This is a genomic window from Mesorhizobium sp. M6A.T.Ce.TU.016.01.1.1 (assembly GCF_003997065.1).
In the GTDB taxonomy this organism is placed as follows: Bacteria; Pseudomonadota; Alphaproteobacteria; order Rhizobiales; family Rhizobiaceae; genus Mesorhizobium; species Mesorhizobium mediterraneum.
Genome location: NZ_RZTJ01000002.1, coordinates 245,622 through 266,042, shown reverse-complemented (window position 1 = coordinate 266,042; position 20,421 = coordinate 245,622). Strand labels below are relative to the sequence as shown.

The 20,421-nt window shown below is 61.9% G+C and carries 19 protein-coding genes; 10 read left to right on the top strand and 9 right to left on the bottom strand.

The genetic code is table 11. The features are described 5' to 3' along the window. The first annotated feature begins 21 nt into the window (after positions 1-21). The 8 genes from EOC94_RS04585 to EOC94_RS04550 all read left to right on the top strand — a co-directional run bounded on the left by EOC94_RS04585 (position 22) and on the right by EOC94_RS04550 (position 9,255). The gene (locus tag EOC94_RS04585) at positions 22-1,128 is read left to right on the top strand and encodes a PotD/PotF family extracellular solute-binding protein (RefSeq protein WP_127288829.1); all 1,107 of its coding nucleotides are present in this window, start codon (positions 22-24) and stop codon (positions 1,126-1,128) included. 65 nt (positions 1,129-1,193) lie between these two features. After that, on the top strand, positions 1,194-2,138 hold the full coding sequence (locus EOC94_RS04580; RefSeq protein ID WP_127288827.1) for an ABC transporter permease: 945 nt from the start codon (positions 1,194-1,196) through the stop codon (positions 2,136-2,138). Then, on the top strand, positions 2,135-2,935 hold the full coding sequence (locus tag EOC94_RS04575) for an ABC transporter permease (protein ID WP_127288825.1): 801 nt from the start codon (positions 2,135-2,137) through the stop codon (positions 2,933-2,935). Before EOC94_RS04580 ends, EOC94_RS04575 begins: the two co-directional genes overlap by 4 nt. A gap of 36 nt (positions 2,936-2,971) precedes the next feature. Then, positions 2,972-4,294 (top strand): histidinol dehydrogenase, encoded by a 1,323-nt coding sequence (hisD, locus tag EOC94_RS04570; protein ID WP_127288823.1) that lies wholly within the window; start codon positions 2,972-2,974, stop codon positions 4,292-4,294. 6 nt (positions 4,295-4,300) lie between these two features. After that, positions 4,301-5,305: an alcohol dehydrogenase catalytic domain-containing protein gene (locus tag EOC94_RS04565; RefSeq protein ID WP_127288821.1), complete on the top strand. Its 1,005-nt coding sequence runs from the start codon at positions 4,301-4,303 to the stop codon at positions 5,303-5,305. Continuing rightward, positions 5,302-6,036, top strand: a complete 735-nt coding sequence (gene hutC / locus EOC94_RS04560; RefSeq protein WP_127288819.1) for a histidine utilization repressor — start codon at positions 5,302-5,304, stop codon at positions 6,034-6,036. The genes EOC94_RS04565 and hutC overlap by 4 nt, the downstream gene beginning before the upstream one ends. 580 nt (positions 6,037-6,616) lie before the next feature. Beyond that, positions 6,617-7,090, top strand: coding sequence for a hypothetical protein (locus EOC94_RS04555; RefSeq protein WP_095486300.1), 474 nt, complete (start codon positions 6,617-6,619; stop codon positions 7,088-7,090). Between the two features lie 83 nt (positions 7,091-7,173). Next, entirely contained in the window at positions 7,174-9,255 is a 2,082-nt protein-coding gene (locus tag EOC94_RS04550; RefSeq protein WP_127288817.1) for a sigma-54-dependent Fis family transcriptional regulator, read from the top strand. 88 nt (positions 9,256-9,343) lie between these two features. Here EOC94_RS04550 and EOC94_RS04545 read toward each other — a convergent pair whose 3' ends face one another. The 9 genes from EOC94_RS04545 to EOC94_RS04505 form a co-directional block, all read right to left on the bottom strand. Beyond that, positions 9,344-9,829, bottom strand: a complete 486-nt coding sequence (locus EOC94_RS04545) for a DUF1097 domain-containing protein (protein ID WP_127288815.1) — start codon at positions 9,827-9,829, stop codon at positions 9,344-9,346. 249 nt (positions 9,830-10,078) lie between these two features. Beyond that, a complete protein-coding gene (locus EOC94_RS04540; RefSeq protein ID WP_095486297.1) occupies positions 10,079-11,122 on the bottom strand; it encodes an NAD(P)-dependent alcohol dehydrogenase in 1,044 nt (347 codons plus the stop codon). 38 nt (positions 11,123-11,160) lie between these two features. After that, positions 11,161-12,792, bottom strand: coding sequence for a molecular chaperone GroEL (locus EOC94_RS04535; RefSeq protein WP_095486296.1), 1,632 nt, complete (start codon positions 12,790-12,792; stop codon positions 11,161-11,163). Positions 12,793-12,868: 76 nt separating this feature from the next. After that, positions 12,869-13,666: an iron-sulfur cluster assembly protein gene (locus EOC94_RS04530; protein WP_095486295.1), complete on the bottom strand. Its 798-nt coding sequence runs from the start codon at positions 13,664-13,666 to the stop codon at positions 12,869-12,871. 5 nt (positions 13,667-13,671) lie between these two features. Continuing rightward, entirely contained in the window at positions 13,672-14,694 is a 1,023-nt protein-coding gene (locus EOC94_RS04525; protein ID WP_095486294.1) for an amidohydrolase family protein, read from the bottom strand. A gap of 74 nt (positions 14,695-14,768) precedes the next feature. Next, a complete protein-coding gene (locus EOC94_RS04520; protein ID WP_095486293.1) occupies positions 14,769-15,140 on the bottom strand; it encodes an MmoB/DmpM family protein in 372 nt (123 codons plus the stop codon). Positions 15,141-15,157: 17 nt separating this feature from the next. Beyond that, complete coding sequence (locus EOC94_RS04515; protein ID WP_095486292.1) at positions 15,158-16,216, bottom strand: aromatic/alkene monooxygenase hydroxylase subunit beta; 1,059 nt, start codon at positions 16,214-16,216, stop codon at positions 15,158-15,160. 49 nt (positions 16,217-16,265) lie between these two features. After that, positions 16,266-17,327: a 2Fe-2S iron-sulfur cluster binding domain-containing protein gene (locus tag EOC94_RS04510; protein WP_095486291.1), complete on the bottom strand. Its 1,062-nt coding sequence runs from the start codon at positions 17,325-17,327 to the stop codon at positions 16,266-16,268. A gap of 51 nt (positions 17,328-17,378) precedes the next feature. Further along, positions 17,379-19,046, bottom strand: coding sequence for an aromatic/alkene/methane monooxygenase hydroxylase/oxygenase subunit alpha (locus EOC94_RS04505; protein WP_095486586.1), 1,668 nt, complete (start codon positions 19,044-19,046; stop codon positions 17,379-17,381). Between the two features lie 570 nt (positions 19,047-19,616). Between EOC94_RS04505 and EOC94_RS04500 the strand changes: the two genes are divergently transcribed. After that, entirely contained in the window at positions 19,617-20,069 is a 453-nt protein-coding gene (locus EOC94_RS04500; RefSeq protein ID WP_126103116.1) for a hypothetical protein, read from the top strand. Positions 20,070-20,103: 34 nt separating this feature from the next. Continuing rightward, positions 20,104-20,415: a hypothetical protein gene (locus EOC94_RS04495; RefSeq protein WP_127204199.1), complete on the top strand. Its 312-nt coding sequence runs from the start codon at positions 20,104-20,106 to the stop codon at positions 20,413-20,415. Positions 20,416-20,421: the final 6 nt, after the last annotated feature.

Here is a 20,421-nt window from a genome sequence, read left to right as displayed (position 1 = left end):
CAAACCCAGAGGAGAATGCAGATGAAGCGTTTCAAGCCGACATTATCCCATCTTTCCCGCAGAACCTTCCTTCAGGCCACTGCCGCGCTTGGCGGCGCCTCAGCGCTCGGCCTGCGCGGCGCCTATGCGCAGGAACCGGAAAAGCCGGCGGAGATCATCGTGCGCGCCTGGGGCGGCAGCTGGGTGGATAGCCTGAAGGCCGGCGTGTCCGACAGCTTCACCAAAATGACGGGGATTGCCGTCCGTCACGACCTGACCGAAGACAACGAGATCCAGCCCAAGGTCTGGGCCGCCGTTGCGCAGAACCGGGTCCCGCCGATCCACATCAACTGGGACACCACCACCAATGCCACGAAGTCAGCATTGCGCGGCGTGACCGAAGACCTCTCCGACCTGCCGAACCTCGCCAATGTGACGGACCTTGCCAAGCCGGCCGGCCTGGAAGGCTTCCCGATCGTCAATACCTACGGCTATGTCTATGTGCTTGCCTATCGGCCTGCGGCATTCCCGGACGGACCGCCCAAGTCCTGGAAAGATCTGCTCGACCCGATGTTCAAGGGCCGGCTTGCCTTCTACAATGACGGCATCGGCTTCCATTTCCCGGCGCAGGTCGCCGGTGGTGGCAAGCTGGCGGACATCCCCGGCAATATGCAGCCGGCCTGGGATTTCATCACCAAGATGAAGGCGCAGCAACCGCTGCTCGGCGAGGATCCCGACTTCACCACCTGGTTCCAGAACGGTGAGATCGACGCTGCCTGCACCATTTCGACCAACGCCCGGGAGGCCCGCAAGAACGGTGTGAAAATCGAATGGGTCGTGCCGGAAGAGGGTGCGAAGTTCGACACGGACGGTTTGTGGATTCCAAAAGGCCTGCCGGAAAACGAACTCTACTGGGCCAAGCAGTACATCAACCATGCGCTGACCAAGGAAGCGCAGCAGGTCTGGTTGGATGGCCTCGGCTTGCCGGGCGTGGTGCCGGGCCTCACACCACCGAAAGATCTGGTGGGCGATCCGTCCTATCCGACCACCGAAGCGGATTTCAAGCGCCTCATCCGCATCTCGTCGAAGATCCAGGTCGAGAATGAGAGCGAGTGGTTTTCCAAGTTCAAGGCGATCATGCAGGGTTGACGCCAGATTGGCCGGTGCCCTCGTGCGGCACCGGCTCCTTCACGACGTCGGATACGGATTTTTTCATGCGGGCAGCCAGGACAGCCTATCCCCTGAAATGGCGCATCATGGATGCGCTGGAAGGCATTGCCGCCGCCGTCTGGCCGGCGCGGTTCCGGCGCGCTACGCCCTATCTGATGCTGCTTCCGGCGGTGTTGCTCGTCGGACTGCTCGTGCTTGGTCTCATCCAGATCGCAGATGCGAGCCTGCGCACGCTCGACACCACCACCTTCCAGTTCTCGGAGGACTATTCCATCGCCAATTTCCGGCGGGCGCTGACGGAGCCGCTGTTCCTGGTTGTCGCGCAGCGCAGCCTCATCGCCGCCCTGATCGTCACGGCGGTGACGCTCGTCTTCGCCTTTCCCTATGCGTATCTGATGGTGCGCACGCGTTCGCCAGGATTGCGCAAGTTCCTGCTGATTGCATTGTTCCTGCCCTTCTTCATCGGGCAGGTGGTGCGTGCTTATGGCTGGCTGATCATCCTTGGCAACCAGGGCATGGTCAACGAGGCGCTTGGTCTTGTCGGGATCGCGCCGATGCGGCTCATCTACAACTATCCCGCCGTGCTGTTCGGCCTCGTCCAGTACATGCTGCCGTTTGCCGTACTGATGCTCGCGCCAGCACTCACAGCCATTCCCGAAGAGCTGGAGGCGGCCGCCGGGTCGCTCGGCGCAAACTGGGTTCGCACATTCATCCATGTCGTGTTGCCGCTCGCTCGTCCGGGCTTCATCGGCGCCGGTGTGGTGGTGCTGACGCTTTCTCTCACCGATTTTGCAGTCCCCGCGATCCTTGGCGGCGGCTCTCAGGACTTCATCGCCAACGCCATCTACGACCAGTTCTTCCGAACCTCCGACCAGGGCCTCGGCGCGACGCTGGCGCTTATGTTGGTCGCGCTCGGGTCAATCCTTGTCGGCCTCGTGTTCGCGCTGTTCGGAGCGGGAACGCTCGCCATGGGGAGGTCCCGGGCGTGAGCGGCTCGCGCAGCAAATCGATTGTCCTGTGGACCCTGGTGACGATCGCCTTGATCACGCTTTCGGCGCCGACGGTCGTGGTGCTTGGCGCCTCCTTCACCGGCGGCAACATCATCACGTTTCCGCCGGATGGGCTGTCGCTGCGGTGGTACGCGCGTATCTCGCAGGCCTCCGACCTGCGCAACGCTTTCCTGCGCACGCTCCAAGTCGCGACGGTCTGCACGCTCGTTGCCATTCCCGTGGGCACGCTGGCCGGGATCGCGCTGGCGAAATATGCGGTGCGTTTCGAGAAGTCGATCCAGATCTATCTGCTGCTGCCCTTCACCATCCCGCTGATCGGATCGGGCATCGGTCTCATGCTGGTCTTCGGCAACGCCGGCATTCTCGGCCAGCTTTGGCCGGTCGGCATCGCCTGCTGCGTCATCAACCTTCCCTTCATGATCTGGGCGGTCACGGCGAGTGCCACCGGACTTGACCCGGACCTGGAACTGGCCGCTGCCAATTGCGGCGCGCCGCCGCTCCAGGTGTTCTTCTCCGTCACCTTGCCGGCGGTGATGCCGGGGGTGATCACCGGCTCGCTGCTGATGTTCATCCTGGCGCTCAATGAGTTCCTGGTCAGCCTGCTGCTCGTCGATGCGCGTATCGTGACGCTGCCGGTGCTGATCTACAATTCCATCCGCTCGATCATCACGCCGGACCTTGCCGCGATCTCCGTGGTCTTCATCGCCTGCTCGGCTGTCGCCATCTTCCTGCTCGACAGGCTGGTCGGGCTCGACATCTTCCTGAAATCGAAATGAGGAATGCCGGCCCGCCGGGGCCGCAAAGGAAATCCTATGCCAAACGTATCATTCCATGACTTGAGCCAGCTCGACGCCGCTGGTCGTGCGGCATTAATGCGGCGCTCCGAGACCGATCTCTCCAGCTTTATGGAGAAGGCCGCACCGATCATCGAGGCAGTGCGAACAGAAGGCGACGCAGCGCTCGTTCGCTTCGCCCGCGACTTGGACAAGGCAGGTCTCGATGCCGCGCGGCTGAAGGTCAGCCCCGCCGAGTTCGACGCCGCCTTCGACATGGTGGACGAGGACGTGGTCGCCGCCATTCGCTTCGGCATCGACAACATCCGGCATTTCCACGAGGAGCAGAAGCCGGAAGCCATGTGGCTTAAGGAAATGCGGCCCGGCGCCTATGCCGGGGACCGCTTCACGCCGATCCGCTCGGTGGCACTCTATGTCCCGCGCGGCAAGGGGGCGTTCCCTTCGGTCACAATGATGACCGCAGTGCCCGCCGTGGTGGCGGGCGTCCCGGAGCTTGCTATCGTCACGCCGCCAGCGCCCGATGGTTCGGTGGACGCAGCAACACTGGTTGCGGCGCGCCTCGCCGGCGTCGAAACGATCTACAAATGCGGTGGCGCACAGGCGGTCGCCGCGGTTGCCTATGGCACTGAGACGATCAGGCCCGCACTCAAGATCGTCGGTCCAGGCAGCCCCTGGGTCGTTGCGGCCAAGCGGCTGCTTGCAGGGGTCATCGATCCAGGCCTTCCCGCCGGTCCGTCGGAGGCGATCATCCTCGCCGACGACAGCGTGCATGGCGGACTGGCCGCGCTCGACCTCCTCATCGAGGCTGAGCACGGACCGGACTCATCGGCCTATCTGGTGACCCACAGCCGCCGCGTGGCGGAGGAGGCATTGGCCGCGCTGCCCGAGCACTGGGCGCGCATGACCGAGCAGCGGGTGGCGTTCTCCACCGCGGTGCTGACCGGCGCCTGTGGCGGCATCGTGCTGACAGGGTCGATCGAGGAGAGCTACCGCTTCATCAACGACTACGCACCGGAGCATCTGGAGATCCTCTCCACCGACCCCTTCGCGCACCTTGGCCACATCACCGAAGCTGCCGAGATCCTTATGGGGCCGCACACGCCGGTCTCGATCGGCAATTTCGGGCTGGGTCCCAACGCCGTCCTGCCGACCAGCCGCTGGGCGCGTACCTGCGGACCGCTCTCGGTCACGGATTTCGTCAAGCGCTCTTCCATCGGCTACGTGACGGCCGCGGCCTATCCCGAATTCGCACGTCATGCCCGCACACTTGCCCGCTATGAAGGCTTCTCCTCGCATGAGCACGCCGTCTCCGACGTGCGCGACCGGTATCTGGTTCGGTAGCGGACGATGAAGGCGGCCAGACTCTATGCGGCGGGCGATTTGCGGGTTGAGGACGTGCCATCTCCCGGCGAACCAGCGCCTGGCTGGGTGCGGCTCAGGGTGACGGCCGCCGGCATCTGCGGCTCCGATCTCCACAACTTCCGCACCGGTCAGTGGATCAGCCGGGCGCCGAGCGTCGCCGGGCATGAGTTCGCCGGCGAAGTGACAGCCGTGGGCGCCGGCGTGACCCAATTGGCGCGCGGAGACCGGGTCGTCGCCGATTCGCGTTTCTGGTGCGGCGAGTGTCCTGCTTGTCGGGCCGGCCTGCATAATGTCTGTGCCAGACTGGGCTTTGTAGGCGAGGTCTGCGATGGCGGCTTCGCGGAAGAGACGGAGCTGCCGGCGCGGCTGCTCCTGCGCCATGACCCCGCGCTCGATCCCGCAATTGCCGCCATGACGGAGCCGCTGGCGGTCGCCCTGCACGCAGTGCGGCGTCTGTCGGCGCCGGCCGGGGCGCCGGTGCTTATCGCTGGTTGCGGCCCGATCGGCGGGCTGGCGGCGCTGCTCCTGTCGCGGCCCGGCGAGAGACCGGTCCTCGTCGCCGACCGCAATGCGGCGCGTGCGGAACTTGTGGCGGAGGTGAGCGGCGCGACCGTCGTCGACCTGGACGCCCTACCCCACGATCCCAACCTGCGTCATGCCGTCGATGCGACGGGAAGCGTGGCGGTGATGGCGCGGCTGCTCGATCTTTTGGCCGGCGGCGGCACGCTGGCGCTGGTCGGCATTTCGCATGGCCGCCTCGACCTCGATCCCAACCTCCTGGTCGAGCGCGAGATCGCGCTGGTTGGCTGCCACGCCTTCGCCGACGAGCTTGCGCCGGCCGTCGCCATGCTTGGCGAGCTCGCCCCCGCGCTGTCGCGTTTCGTGGCCGAGGAGATCGCGATCGGCGAAATTCCCGCCGCCTACCAGCGCCTGATCGCAGGCGCGAGCGGTGGCCTGAAGACCATCGTCCGAATGGAGAGAGGACGATGATCAAGCTTCCCGAAACCGCCGGGCCGCTCTACGAAAAGGTCAAGGACTACGTGCTCGGCAACATCGGCAGCGGCAAATGGCCGAAGGACCGGAGGCTGCCTTCCGAAAACGAGCTGGTCAGCACACTCGGCGTCTCGCGCATGACCGTGCATCGGGCGCTGAGAGAACTGACCTCGGAAGGCCACCTCCTGCGCATCCAGGGCGTAGGCACCTTCGTGGCGCCGCCGAAACCACAATCCGCGCTCATCGAAATCAGGAACATCGCCGGCGAGATCGCCGCGCGCGGCGCACGCCACAGGGCCGAGGTCGTCGTGCTTGAGAAGATCCGCAACCCGGCGCTGGAGCTCATCGTCGCCTTCGAGTTCATGCGCCGCCGACCGGTTGCCCATTCGATCATCGTGCATTTCGAGGACGATGTGCCCGTCCAACTCGAGGAGCGCTTCGTCAATCCGGCTCTCGCACCGGACTACCACCGGCAAAATTTCGTTGCGACCACCACCTACGATTATCTGCAGCGGGCGACGCCGCTGACGGAGGTGGAGCACGTGATCTCGGCGATCGCCGCCGACGAGGTGGCCGCCGGCCGTTTGATGATCCGGCCCGGCGACCCCTGCCTGCTCCTGCATCGGCGGACATGGTCGGGCGCGGCGGTCGCCACCGTCAACAAGCTCACTTATGTCGGCAGCCGCTATTCGCTGGGCAGCCGCTACGCGCCCTCGCCCGCTGCATGAGCAGGAACACGCAGCGAAGCAGGGCGGGCGACGCCTCGTATCAAATATGCTCGATCCAATGGCGACGTTCTGATGCGTCGTTATTGAATTTTCGCGTCGCGGGTCACCTTGACGTCGTTCACCCCCTTTAGGGGCATTGCGATTTCCTGTCCCTGCAGCGGCGCGGAAGACCTGTTCCGCATGGCCGAAACGCCGCAATTTCAGATACGCATAGGCGCGCAACACCATCAGGCCGGTGCGCTCAGGCGCAATGCGCGACCGTTCATCCAATGCCATCAGCGTCTCGACATATCGCCCCTGATCGAAAGCGCTTGTTGCCTGGCTTCCAGCAGCACAGTTCGTACTTCGACACTGCGATCTCATGATCCAAAGGTGCCTGCGAGGACACCGCGCCGCTGGTCGCGGCCGCTTTTTCATGGTGTTGCTGCGCACGATTGTAGCAGCCACCTGCTACCAACAACACGAACTTTGGCGCTATCTAATATGAATGGCGGATCTGACTGAGGCGGTGTAGGCTTTGCCTAACAAGAAGAAGAATGAGCCGTATCAACGGCAACGCTGAGCGAATCTGGGAGGATTCATGGTCGAAATCATCTCCAAGCGGGATGGCCCGCGGCGCGAGGACCTACAAGTCAAAAGACTGATCGAGCAGAACCGTTCGACTATCGTTCGCCTTGCCGACCAGATCAGCGGCGGCGGCTATTCGGCTTCCAGGAAGCCACGCCAGCAACCGAAGACGAAAGGCCTGATCATCCATGTTGGCGGCAGCACGGCACCCGTGGCCGAAGCCAGGCCATCCATCCAGGTTACCATGAACGGCCGGGTGATCTCAAAGGACCAGAACACAGGCCGCCAGCTTCACCATATCGGCGACATCCGCAATCGGGGTGACGACCAGATCTTCGTCCTGGCGACGAAGCAAAATGGCTTCTTCTCGCCGGTCGACGAAACCGTAGCGGAGGCCCTTGCCGACCTGGATGGCTCCCGCCTCGCCGCCGCCTATACCGAAGAACAGCTTGCCTTCGACATCGGCGCGAAACTCGGCATCAACTGACGGGCAGACGCTTGGACGTGTGCACGTCCAATGCATGACAGCATACAGCAATGGCATGCCTCAAAGGTTCTTGTGATGACGGAATGAAACGCGAGATAGGCCCCAATCACATGAAGATCAATGCTCTTCCGGCGCGTACGTCGCTGGCCACTGGGCAAATGGTTCTGGGCAACATCGACTATGACGAGCGCGCCACCATGCGCGCCTGGGAAAGTTTTCTGGCTGACGAACCCAAATGTGCCCGCGATCCGGTCCACCCAAGCCACGTCCGCTCCCTCATTCACGATTCCTGGTATCGCAGCGCCACCGGCGGCATCAACGCTCAAGGCATTGAAGCGCCACTGAGCAGTGATCGCGACGAGATCGAATATCTGACCCGAGCCAATGCAGAACTGCTTTCGGCGGCGCGGCGGTCGTTCGCCTCGCTTGGCCAGTTGCTGGACGGGACCGGCGCGATGCTGGTTCTGGCTGACAGCGACGGCGTGCTGATCGACGCTATCGGCGACAAGAAGACGCTGCATGACGGCATGGATATCCACCTCGCCATCGGCGGCAAATGGAACGAGGATGCCGTCGGGACGAACGGCATTGGTACGGCGTTGTGGACGGGTGAGCCGACTTTCGTGCATGCGGCCGAGCATTTCTGCGCCGGCATCAAATCCTGGACCTGCGCCGGCGCGCCGATTCGCGACCCGCTGGACGGCAAGATCATCGGTGTGGTCGACCTGTCAGGCTATTCGCCGATCTTCAGGCCACACAACACCGCGCTCGTCGCCGCCACAGCCCGGCAGATCGAAAAGGCATTGGCCGAACAGCAGCAGGAACAGCGCACGCGCCTGCTCGAAGCTTTCATTTCATCGGCTCCCAGCTACCGCCGAAAGGACGGGCTGGTAATCGTCGACCATCGCGGCCGTGCCATCTTCTGCAACAATGTGCCTGACGGCGAGACCACCGAGATGATGGACGGCCCGATGGAGCCAGGTCGTGGCCGCTGGCTGATGAACCTTCCGTCCTCCGGCTCCGAGGCCGACCTTGCCAGGGCGCTGCCGGCCCACCTGCGATCCTGCCACATCACGCCGCTCAAGCTCGATGGCGACCTCCGCGGCGCGGCGCTTGTGTTCCCCTCCGTGCCGTCCGTCTCCAGCACCGCGGTGGTCCACCAGGAAGTGAACAAGCATCTTCAGGATGCTGTCGCCATGATCGTCGGCGAAAGCGAAGCGCTGCAGGCCGCCATCGACGTCGCCTGCCGCGTCGCCCGGTCGGGCAGCGTGACATCGCTGTTGGTCGAAGGCGAAACAGGCGTCGGGAAAGAGCTGTTTGCGCGACTTGTCCATGCCGGCAGCCGGCGCGCGGCAAACGATCCGTTCATTGCGATGAATTGCGGAGCGATCACCAGGGACCTGTTCGGCAGCGAATTGTTCGGCCATGTCGCCGGCGCCTTTACCGGCGCCTCGCGCGAAGGCAAACCGGGCGTTTTCGAGCTCGCCAATGGCGGCGTCCTCAGTCTCGACGAGATCGGCGAATTGCCACTCGAGATCCAGCCGTTTCTGCTGCGTGTCCTGGAAGAGCGCGTGGTCCACCGTATTGGCGACAGCCGGGGTCGCCCGGTTGATGTGCGCCTGGTCGCCTCAACCAATCGCGATCTCAAGCAGGAAATTGCCGCAGGCCGCTTCCGCCGCGATCTCTACTATCGAATTGGCGCGGTCTCGATCATCGTTCCACCGCTGCGCGAGCGCGGCGAAGATGTGCTGCTACTGATCGAACATTTCAACCGGCAGATCGCCACCGCAGCGGGTGAAGACCCGCTGGAATTCTCGCGCGAAGCACTCGATGCCCTGCTCGCCTATGGTTGGCCGGGTAATGTACGCGAACTGAAAAACCTCGTCGGGCGGCTGCATGTCTTGACGCGCGGCCGCGACGTCGGGCTTCACAACCTTCCCGAGGAGATCACCGCGTCCGGCTCTGGATCGGAAGCCGGGTCGGACAGCCGTGTACCCGCGCATGAATCGGGAGGCACGCTCGTCGAGGCCGAACGCCAGGCAATGAAGAACGCCTTGGCGGCGGAAGGCGGCAACCTCAGCCGGGTCGCGAAGCGGCTCGGCATCTCCCGGCCAACGCTCTACCGCAAGCTCGACCAATACGGCATCCGGCGCGGTTTCATCTAGGATCAGAGCCTGTCACCGGCACGAAAGAAGCCCGCGGCATTCGCGCCACGGGATTGGGAAAAGTTAATCACTGAAGCGGTAGCGGGGGTTAGATCAGCTTTTCACGACAGCAGCTGTCAGTTTCTCGGAAACGTAGCCGAGACTGTTGCCAATGATCAGCGAAATCACCACAGCCGCCGCGACCTTGCTGATGCCGCTTGGACCCTCGCCATAGGCGCCAGCGCCAAGCAGAAAAAGTGCCGCGGTCGTTGCGTAGCCCATAGACCGCTGATGGAATGGCACTCAGCAATGGCAGCTTGGCAGCGAGAATCAGGATTACGATTGAGACGCCGACGCAAATGCCGGCCGTGAGAGCCGTAACACCTATCGACGTCAGTGCTATCAACGCGCCTGCGGCGCAGATCGCTCCCCAAAGGTTTGCAAGCGCCGAATTCTTGAACCCGGCTTCCTTGCCGCCACAGTGATAGAAACTTCCCCAGCCCACAAATACCGCCCAGATCAGCAGATAGGGGTTGCCTATCGTGATCGCTGCCCACGTTGCAATGCCGCCCATAATGCCGATGACGACGGCCAATCCTGTAATAATCCATATTGTCCTCCCATTTTTTCAAACCGCGAAGAAAGAACTCGTTTCAGGACCACGCTTCGCTTACGTCCCGATACGGAAAAGCCAGGGCATCAGCCGCGGCGCTCAGGAAAAACGGCTTGCCGACGCTGGCAAGCAGCCAGACCGGCCTCTTCGGCGACACCGACTCGGAAACGGCGATGTCGGCACGCGGACCAAAACGCCGGGCCTGCTCCGTGCAGGCCCGACCCAGACGCTTCACGGCACGATGACGCCGCGGCCGGTGAACCGGCGGTTCTTGAAATCGTCGAGCGCGGTGTTAATGCTTGCGAGGTTGTATTCAGTGTAATGCATCTTCACCTTGCCATCGGCGTTCAACTCCATCAGTTCGACAAGCTCGGTGAAGTTGCCGACGAGGCTGCCGCCGATGTTGATCTCCTCGATGACCAGATGCGCGGTCGGCACGTTGACCGTGCCGCCATAGCCGACGACGAACAATTGGCCGCCCTTGCGCACCATCTTCCAGCAGATGTTCTCGACACCGAGTTCGCCGACGAAGTCGATGACCACATGGGCGCCGCCGCCGGTGATCTGGCTGACCTCCTCGACGACATTCGGCCCGCCATCGAGGACAAAGTCGGCGCCGAGGTCCTTGGCCAGCACCTGGGCCGCCGGCTCGCGATCGACTGCGATGATGCGGCAACCCGAAATCGCGTGCAGCGATTGCAGCGCGATATGGCCAAGCCCGCCTATGCCGAGCAGGACGCAGTAACTCCCTGGCCTGAGCAACTTCGCGGCGCGTTTGGCGGCGCGGTAGGCAGTGATGCCGGCATCGGCCAGCGGCGCCACCTCGATCGGCGTGACGTTGGCGTTCAGCTTGATCAGCGAACGCTCGCTGGTGATGAAATATTCGGCGAAGCCGCCATTCATGCCAAGGCCGGGAAACTGGCCATTGTCGCAGTACATGTCCTCGCCATGGCGGCAATTGAGGCAGATGCCGCACGAGCGAAACGGGTGACAGATCACCGCGTCGCCGCGCTTGACCGATCTGACGCCGCTGCCGACCTCCTCGACCCAGCCGGCATTCTCGTGGCCCATGATGTAGGGCAACAGCGTGCCTTCGGGGTCCATGGTCGGCTTCCACACACCTTCGATGATGTGAAGGTCGGTGCGGCACAGGCCGGCGGCACCCACCCGCACGATCACCTCGTCGGGAGCAGTGATGGTCGGTGCCTTGACCTCCTCGATCTTGAGCTGGACGTTCATCTGCGGATCGTATTCGTACAGTCTGGCGGCTTTCATGCCTGTGTCCTTTCAACGTCGAGATTGTTCGGATTGCTTCAGGCGCGGCCGAGCTTCTCAGAGCCGCCGCCGCGCGCCGGTCCGGCCGTCGGGTCCTCGTCCTCGGCGAGATGACCAATCAGCGTTTCGGTGGTCAGGATCAGCGTCGCCACCGAAGCTGCGTTGGCGAGTGCTGTGTAGGTGACGCGGACCGGATCGATGATCCCTGCCTCGAACATGTTCTGGTAGCTGCCGACAGAAGCGTTGTAGCCGTAGCCGCCGTTGATGCGCGTGACTTCCGCCACGACTGCCTCGGGATCGGCGCCGGCATTGGCGGCGATACGCCACAGCGGCCGCGACAGCACCGACCGCACTAGTCGCACGCCTTCGGCGACATCGCCGTCGACGCCGGCCGCCACCTTGTCGAGCAGCGGTGCGATCTGGGCAAGCGCCGAGCCGCCACCGGCAACCACGCCCTCTTCGCATGCGGCGCGCACCGCATTCAGCGAATCCTCGATAAGCTGTATGGTTCGCTTCTGCTCGACCGGCGTTACACCGCCGGCATAAAGGATCGCGGTGCCACCAGAGAGCTTGGCCAGGCGTTCGCGCAACTTGTCCTGGTCGATGTTCGGCGGCGAGGCTTCATACTGCCGCTGCACCTGGGCGCGGCGCGATGCGACTGCCGCATGGTCGCCGCCCCCGCGGATGATCGAGGTATAGGATGAACTGGTCTTCACCCGGTCAGCCGTTCCAAGATCGTCGGCGGTGATGTCCTCCAGCCGGCCGCCGAGGTCGCGCGCGATCACCTTGCCGCCGGTGATGATCGCCAGATCCTCCATCATCGCCTTGCGCCAATGGCCATATTCCGGCGGATGGACCACGAGGTATTTTCCCGGTCCGTGCTTGCCGAGCAGAGTTACCACAACTTCCGGCGACATTTCCTCGGACACGATCAGCAGCGGCCGACCGGCCTCGTCGGCAATGCGACGAGCCGCATCCAGCGCCTCAGGCTCCTTGATCTTGAGATCGGTCATCAGGATGTAGGGTCGTTCGAGAACAGCCTCCATCTTCTCTTGATCGGTGACCATGTGGTGCGAAAGATAGCCGCGTTCGAAGGACATGCCCTCGACCACATCCAGCGTGGTCTCGGTCGTCACGCTGAAGTCAGTGGTGATGACGCCTTCGGCCCCTACCCGCTGATGGGCTTCCGCCACCAGCGCGCCAAGCTTGGTATCGGTCGCCGCAATGTTGGCGACCGAAGCGAGAATGCCGTTGCCCTTGGCGGGCTTGGCCGAAGCCTTGAGCGCCGCCACCACCGCTGCCACGGCAAGATCGATACCCTTGCAGAGATCGACGGGTTTCGCACCTCGTTCATTCGCCTCCACACCGCCCTGGATGAGCGCATTGGCGAGCACGATGGCAGTCGTGGTGCCGTCGCCGGCGACCTCATTGGTCTGCATCGACACTTCGCGCACGACCTGCGCGCCCATGTTTTCGAAACGGTCGTGCAATTCGATCTCGGAGGCAATGCTGACGCCGTCACGGGTCACCATCGGCGTGCCGATCGGCCGGTCGATCATGGCGTTCATGCCTTTGGGGCCGAGTGTCGGCTCGACGGCAGCGGCCAGCCGAAAGACACCACGGGCAAGTGCACGGCGCGCTTCGGAATTGTGAAGCATTATTTTGGGCATGGTTTCTCCTTCCGCCTTACGGGCGGGTTGTTGGTTAGGGGCCTCGTGCGAGGGAGGCCGTTGTTTCAGCTCTGCTTCAGGCGGTCGGCGCGGTTCGTGCCGGCACGCGATCCATGATGAAATCGACCAGCGTCGGTTCGCCGTCGACCACATCCAGTTCCTTGTATCTGGTCTGCTTGAGCCCACGGCACAGCGCGCCGTTGAACTCCATGTTGATGCGTACGCCGCGCAGTTCGGCGAGATGGGCACCGAGCGCCGCAGGTGGTATTTTCTGGCCTTCCCAAGTCACGAAGACAGGATCATCCGCCTGGCGGTCGGGAAAACGCTCAAGCAGAGCCGCCCTGTATCTCGGCTTCTGTTTGGCCGCCTCGCCCGGTTCGAACCGTGCGACGTCATATGCCGGCAGGTCCATGCCGAGGATCTCTCGATCGGTCAGGCCGTGCTGCCGCAGGCCGCGCAGGACCGCCTCCTGGCGCCGCTTGAACGCCTTCATCCTGAAGGTCTCACGCAAGCCGCCAAGATCCTGATCCTCGGCAAGTACGGCGAAGACATCGCCGAATGTCTTGCCGGCTTCCATGCCGCGATTGACCTCTTCCGCGAACATGTGATCGTGCAGCTTGACGCGATAGGCCGGCGCCCAGGAGAGCTGGTCGAGCGCCTTGCGGACGCCGTCCAGCATGAGGAACGCGAAGTTGGGCGAGCACCAGTAGGTCGGCAGGCGGAGGTCGATCTCCACACTGCCATCGCTCGTCATTTCGGCCCGCTCGACGAAGCCCATCTCGGTAATCGGTTCGTCGAGCTCCGGGTCGTTGACCTCACCAAGGCGCCGCCAGAGTTCCTTCTCGCGGTTGCCGGAAACGCTGGCAGTTGCCATGGCCCCTACTCCGCCGCGATGCTGAAGGGCGAACTGGCGAGCGCCGTCTTCTTGGCTTCGATGTCGATGTTGTAGAGACGCGCCGCATTGAGGCCCAGGATCTTCTCCTTGATCTCGTCGGTCAGTTGCACACCGCGTTCGGCGGCGATGTCCTCTGGGATCTGATAGGCCCAGAACTTCTCGACCAGCCAGCGCGGCGTCCAGATCGCGTAGTCGGAACCGAAAAGGATTTTTTCCGGGCCGATCCAGAAAAGCAGTTCGGCGATGACCTCGCCGAAATAGCGCGGGCGCGAATGGATGAAGGGCAGCGCTACCGCGAGCCCACCATAGACGTTGGTTTCTTGCGTTGCGATCCAGCAGAAATCGTCGAGGCGCGGCAGGCCGCAATGCTCGATGATCCAGTTGAGGCCCTGGAAGTCAGTCGCCGCATGGTCGACGTCATGCACGTCGAACGCATCCTTGCTGAGCGGCAGGATTGTCGGCCCTTTGTGGACATGGATATTCCTGATGCCGAGTTTGTCGCAGAGTTCGAAGCATTTGTAGGCATCGGGATCCGTGAGCTTCCAGCCCTTGGAAGCCCCGTTCCATTCGGCCGTGTACATCTTCACGCCCTTGACGTCGTAGGTCTCCTTGAGGAAGTGGATGTACTCAAGCGCCTTCTCACCATCGCGCGGATCGAAGGCGCCGTTGACGATGAACCGTTCGGGATAGAGCTTGGCCACCTCGGCGTTGCGCTCGATCGTGTTGAAGCCGTTCTTGTAGAAGTCCTTGAGATAGGTCGACTGGACGATCGCCACATCATCGGGGCCGTCGATGAACAGGTCGCGATAGAGATCGTCGGCGCTGTACTTCTCGAACTTGCTCTTCTCCCACAGCTGGTCCTTGGGGCTCAGCCCGGTGTGATAGGCATAGAAGCACTCGATGAACTGCTTGCCGTGGATATTTTTCTGGTTCTCCGGGCTGCCGTCCCAGAAATGGGTATGGCCATCGACAATGAAAATATCCTTGCCTTCTGGTGTTCTAAACATTTCTACCTCCACAAGATGTGCGATTGATCGGTTCGGCGCCGCAGCCAGGCGGCGCGCCTGATTTTCTGGAGCGTCTATTCGATGTATTCGAACATCTCATCCATGTTGCCGAACAGGATCACGGTGTTGTCGTCGATGCGCACCATCCGTCCGTAGTGGGTCGAGCTGTTGACCTCGAAGGTTTCCGCCGTCATCTCGCGGCCGAGATATTCGCTGATCTCGTCCATCTTGAAGATCAGCTTGCCGGTGCCATCGATGCGGATCATCGCCGGTTGGTAGGTGACCGTTACGTTCGGCTTCAGGCCCATGAATTCAGCGATGGCCCTGGCTTCCACCGAGTCGTTCATGGTGACGCCGCACTGGTGCGAAATCGTCTGTTCGAAGGTGATGTCCTTCATCGACCTGAAAATGTTGGATTGCGATGCGTCGCGTGCTGCAGTTGACATGACAGTTTCTCCCTGTGTCAGCGCTTGAGGCCAAGTTCGCCGAGTATCTGATCAATCCGTTCCTCGGACTTGGCACGGACATCCGAGAAAGCGACCGGCTTTGAATGCGGCATCGACCAGATCGGCTGCAGGCCGATGGCTGCCTTGTCGGCGAGCGCGCCGTGCTTCTTGACCCAGCCCTGGAAGAGCTTCTTGTTCGCCGCGCCATGCTTCTCGTCGTTGGCGAGCATGTGCATGAGGTCGATCGTGTTGGCGAGATTGCGCTCGTAGTCGGCCTCGGCTGCCGAGATCACCGCAGGCGTGATGAAGTCGTGGTTTGCGGCGGCGATCTGCATCAGGAAGCCTGAGCGGAATGCTTCCCCGACCAGCGGTTCGAAGACGATGTTGATGGCGAAGTACTGTTCGAGATAGTCGGTCGCGCCCATGATGGTCTCGACCGCTTCGCGGGTGCCTTGCCAGTTGTTGTCCTCGAGCCAGGCCGTCTTGCCGAGTTCGTCGTCCCAGCCGGGAAGGTCCATGCCGATCTCGGCAAGGTAGAGCGTGATGTCCTGGGCAAGCCGCAGCTTGTAAGACGAGTTGGTCAGCGTGGCGTTGTTGATCATCTGGGTGTAGCCGTAGCGCTGCGCCTGCATCAACGAGGTGCCGAGCCCGAATTCGGCGTGCTTCCAGGCGCCGAGCTGCGTCTGCAGAATCTTGATCCAGGCCTTGTCGAATGTCTTAGGCGCCCCCGACTTGCGGGCGTTGTTGATGACGCTCTGTACCATCGTCTCGATTTTCGACTGGCGTTGGTAGTGCGTGCGTTCCCACTCCTGATCGGGGGCGCGGAAGGCATGCCAGTTGGAGCTCTGAGCGGCGGTGTTCTGCTTGACATAAGCGCCCTTGCCGTCGGCAAAAGAGATGATCCAGTCCTGGATCAGGTAACGCTCCGGGTCAGGCTGCACGTCGACTGTCATGTCCTCATAGTGGGTGGCGCGCTGGCCCTTCGGGTCGAAATACCGGTACTTCCGGCTGTCGGAGTCGGCAAAGATCGCCGCGCCGGCGGCTCCGGACCCGACTGAACTCGAGGTAGCTGGCATAGTCTTCACTCCCTTGTTGCAGTTGTGGTTGCAGTTGCGTTGCCGCCCCTCAGTGGGCCGGTGTTGCACCTGCCGATGTGGTGAACTTGTCGAAGAAGATCCGCTCCGTCTCGAACCCGTTCATGAACAGAACCGGCTGAAGCGCATCGATCATCGGTGGCGGGCCACAGGCATGGACATCGCCCTGTCCGTCGACCGCCAATTGCTTGAGCTTGGCGTCGACACTCTGGTGCACGAAACCGCGTTCGCCTTCCCATTCGGCGTCGTCAGTCGCGTGCGACAGCACGGGAATGAAAGTGACATCCGAATGCTGACCGATCAGCTCGGCGATCCTGTCGAGATAGAACAGGTCGTTGCGCGTCCTGGCACCGTAGAAGAAATAGACAGGGCGTTTCTCGCCGCTCTTCAGATGGTCGTTGAGGATCGACCAGATCGGCGACATGCCCGATCCGGCGCCGACCAGGATCAGGGGTCCTTGCCGTTCGTCGCGTCGGAAACAGGTTCCGTAGGGTCCGACGACGGTGACTTCGGCTCCGAGCTTGATTCCTCCGGAATCGAGTTCTCCGGAGAACTTTCCCTCGGGGTATTTTTTGATGATGAAGCAGAGTTTTTGGGTTTGGTCCGGCGTATTTGCCATGGAGAACGAGCGCGTAATCGTCTCCCCCTTTTCCGTGGTAACCGTGATGTCGACATATTGCCCCGCCCAGAACTTTATCGGCGAGCCGAGTTCGATCTCGATGCCGCGAATGTCGTGGGTCAGGTGCTCGATCAGAGCAATCCGGCCCTTGAACGTCTTCACGGCGATCGCTTTCGCCAAAATCTCCTCGTCGTAGTTGAGAAGCTCGACTTCCAGATCGGAGTAGGCGATGCAGCGGCACAAAAGGACGTGGCCGCTCTCCTTCTCCATGTCGTTCAGTGCGAAGGTCGAGTATTTGAGCATGTCGACTTCGCCATCGAGCAACACGCTCTTGCAGGCCGAGCATTGCCCTTCCTTGCAGCCGTGCGGCAGGGCGATGCCCTGGCGGAAAGCGGCGTTGAGCACCGTCTCGCCATGCTCGACGTCGAATTCGACGCCGACTGGGCTGAGCCTGACCGTGTGGGTTTCCGACATACGGACCTCCAATGAAAGAGAGGGCGGGACGAACCCGCCCCCTTGGCCTGATCAGTTGCAGGGATTGATGGTGAAGCCCTTGGCGTAGTCTGCCAGGTGCTGCGCGCGTCCTTCCGGCGTCATGCCGCGGAGCGCGTTCAACGGCGATCCCAGCGTGTTGCCGCGCACGTCGTCCAACGTCCACATCTCCTTGTCGTCGAAGCGCATATGCGGCTGCGGTACGAGCGTCTTGCCATCGGAGCGGACGAAGTTCAGGTCCTTGATGGCATCGGCCAAATCCCAGCCGTCATAGAGCGTCTCCCATTCGCGCTTGCCGCTGAAGCGGCCCATCGCGGGTGTCGGACGGCCCTCATACTCGTCGGCGAAGGCCACGGTCGCGGTCCACTTGTCGAGCTCGTGGGCGAAGGTGTGCAACTGGCCGTCGATCTCGCCGACCACCATGTCTTCGCGGATCAGGCAGGGAACAAGGCAGGACCAGCAGCGGTGTGGATAGACGTAGCCCACGTCGCTGTTGAAGAGCAGCACCTTCTCGCCCTTGTGGCTAAGCTTGGCGTACCATTTCCAGAAATCGCCGAACTCGGCATACCAGCCCGGATACTTATGCTCGAACCACTCGAAGTCCTTGTCGGTCTGGGCTTCGATACGCCAGAAATTGACCGGCCAGCCGACCGCGAAGAACTGTCCGACCTTGTGGACGTAGTTCTTCTTGGTGATGCGTTCCCAGGCCGCCTGGACGTCGTCGTGATGGACCTTGATGCCGTATTTCTCGAGCGGCAGCATGTAGGTGCGGTAGTAGTCCTCATAGATCCAGCGGTGCCACATTTCCGCGTAGGACTCCTTGTTCTTGTCGCGGTTGGTGGTGCCGTATTCGATGAAGGTGCCGATGGCTGCATCGACGATCGCGTGGTTTTGCCAGAAGGCGTAGCGCAGGTCGCGCTCGAGCAGCAGGTGGTTTTCCGGCTCCTTGAGCGCCGCCATCAGCAGCGAATGGCCATTGCCGATATGCCGGCTCTCATCGGACTGGACCGACAAAAAAACGGTCGGCAGCGCATAGTCGCCGTTACGGGCGGCTTCCGAAGGCATGGCGACAAACAGCGTGTTGGTGAAGGCGGTCTCGGCGACCACGGTCAGGTACATGCAGGCGGCGGTCATGGTGTCGCCGGTGATGAAGCCTTCCGCGAACTGCCGGCCGATGGTCGTGGCGTAGCATTTTCCGAAGGCTTCCTCGGTGATGTCGAAGCCGGCCGGATCGATGTAGTTTTCCATGTACCATTTCTTCAGGTTCATCTGGATCGTCGAGTGGCGGAACTCGTCGATCATCTGCATGGTGAAGCCGGTTCTGAGCTCCTCGCCCGGCGCGATACGGGCGACCATCGCCATCGAGCGGGCAGCAGAAATTTCCGGGAACGGAATGATCGCAAGGAAGAGTTTCATCCACTCGACCCAGCGCGGTTCCACATTGCGGAACATGTCGCCGCGCAACGCGGCGTCGAGCGCACCGTAGACACGATTGTCCTTCTCTTCCTGCATCGGGAAGTAGGATCGCAGAACCTGTTTCATCGGGTCGCGCGGCGTCTTGTTGATCTTGTAGTCCGTCGGAAACGTCATCGCTTCCTGGACGTAGGAAGGGTTCCAGCCGAGATCGGCAATCTTCTTGGTTGCCTCGCCCACGGAGATTCCGCGTTGCGAGGTAATCTTGTTGAGCGTCAGAGACGTCATGGTCATAAGCCTCCACCAGGTTTGAGCCGCAGGTCCCTTGACCCCGGCATGAAGCGGCGGCACAGCACCGCCAGTGAGAATGCGAGCGGCACGACAAAGGGTTGCGCATCAGGCGCGACTCATGGTCCGGCCGTTCAAGTGGATCGCGGCAAAGGTGTTAGGCGGCTGGCAGGGCCCGCGGCGCCAACCGCATGTGCGATGGCGTATCGAAGCGGACGTGACTTGTCCCTGCTTCCTCCGTTCCTTCGTTCTTTTGGCACCGCGTCAAAGCGCGATGGGCTTCTTGTGGAAATGTACAAAGCAAGCGCCGTGCCAATTTGAAAATAGCACCCATGGCAAGGGCTCAAAACAAAATCGCTGCTCTTTCGGCATACGGGCAGATAGCCAAATGTAACGTTCTTTTACATTTGTAACGTACGCCTGTAATATATAATATCTATTCGCAATTGCAATACGTCTAGTTCGCAGATGCAGCAAGTTCGAAAACAAATATCATCTATTCAATTCTTCGTCTTTCTCTACTATTTGAAGGCGACGGCCCATGGACGGGCCTCGCGCTGGAGAGAGACCGTGCCGAACGATAAAGACAGCCGAAGACCGCCCGAGCCAATGTCCAGCCAAGCCGATGGCGTCACCGGCGAACTTGTCAGGCTGATGCCCCGCGATCTGGTCTTTGTGATGCGCTTCATGGGCGAGAGCCAACATCGCCTCCAGAGCCACTTCCAGGACTTCATCCGGGCCGAGCTTGCCGCCGGCGGCGTCACCACGGAAACGCATCCGATGATCCATCTGTTCATCGAGAACCACGCGATTCTGTTGCGGGAATTCGTGTTTTCCGGCGTTTCGCTGTCACGCCAGTTCCGCGTCGACGAGATCGAGCGCCTCACCGGCGATACGACTTCGATGATCCGGGTCGACATCTGGGATCAGCTCAAGAGCCACATCGAAACGGCTGAAAGACAGTTCCATTCGCAGGCCGGAACATTGCCCAAATTGCTGTCGGCTTTCGAAAAGCCAGCCTGACCGATGGCTGGGCGAAAAATGACAGGAGGACCCGATGGGCCAAACTACCAGGCGTGACGCGTTGCTCGCCCGCCGGCTCGATCTCGTCGCCAACGTCTCCGCGCTCACTGCCGAGGCGCTGCGGCTCAATCAGAAACGCGCCGGTATCGAGATGGAAGTGCTGCGCCTGGAACTCGAAATCGGCAGGAACGGCGTCAGCGCGCAACTGGTGCGGGACTTGCATGAAGCGCAGGAGAGAGCCGCGGCAGTCATGCACGAATGCGCGGCATGTGAGGACAGCATCGTCGCCGCGGAAGGTGACGTCGAGGACGTCGATCGCAGCCTCGCGGCGACGGATGGAAACTGACGAAGG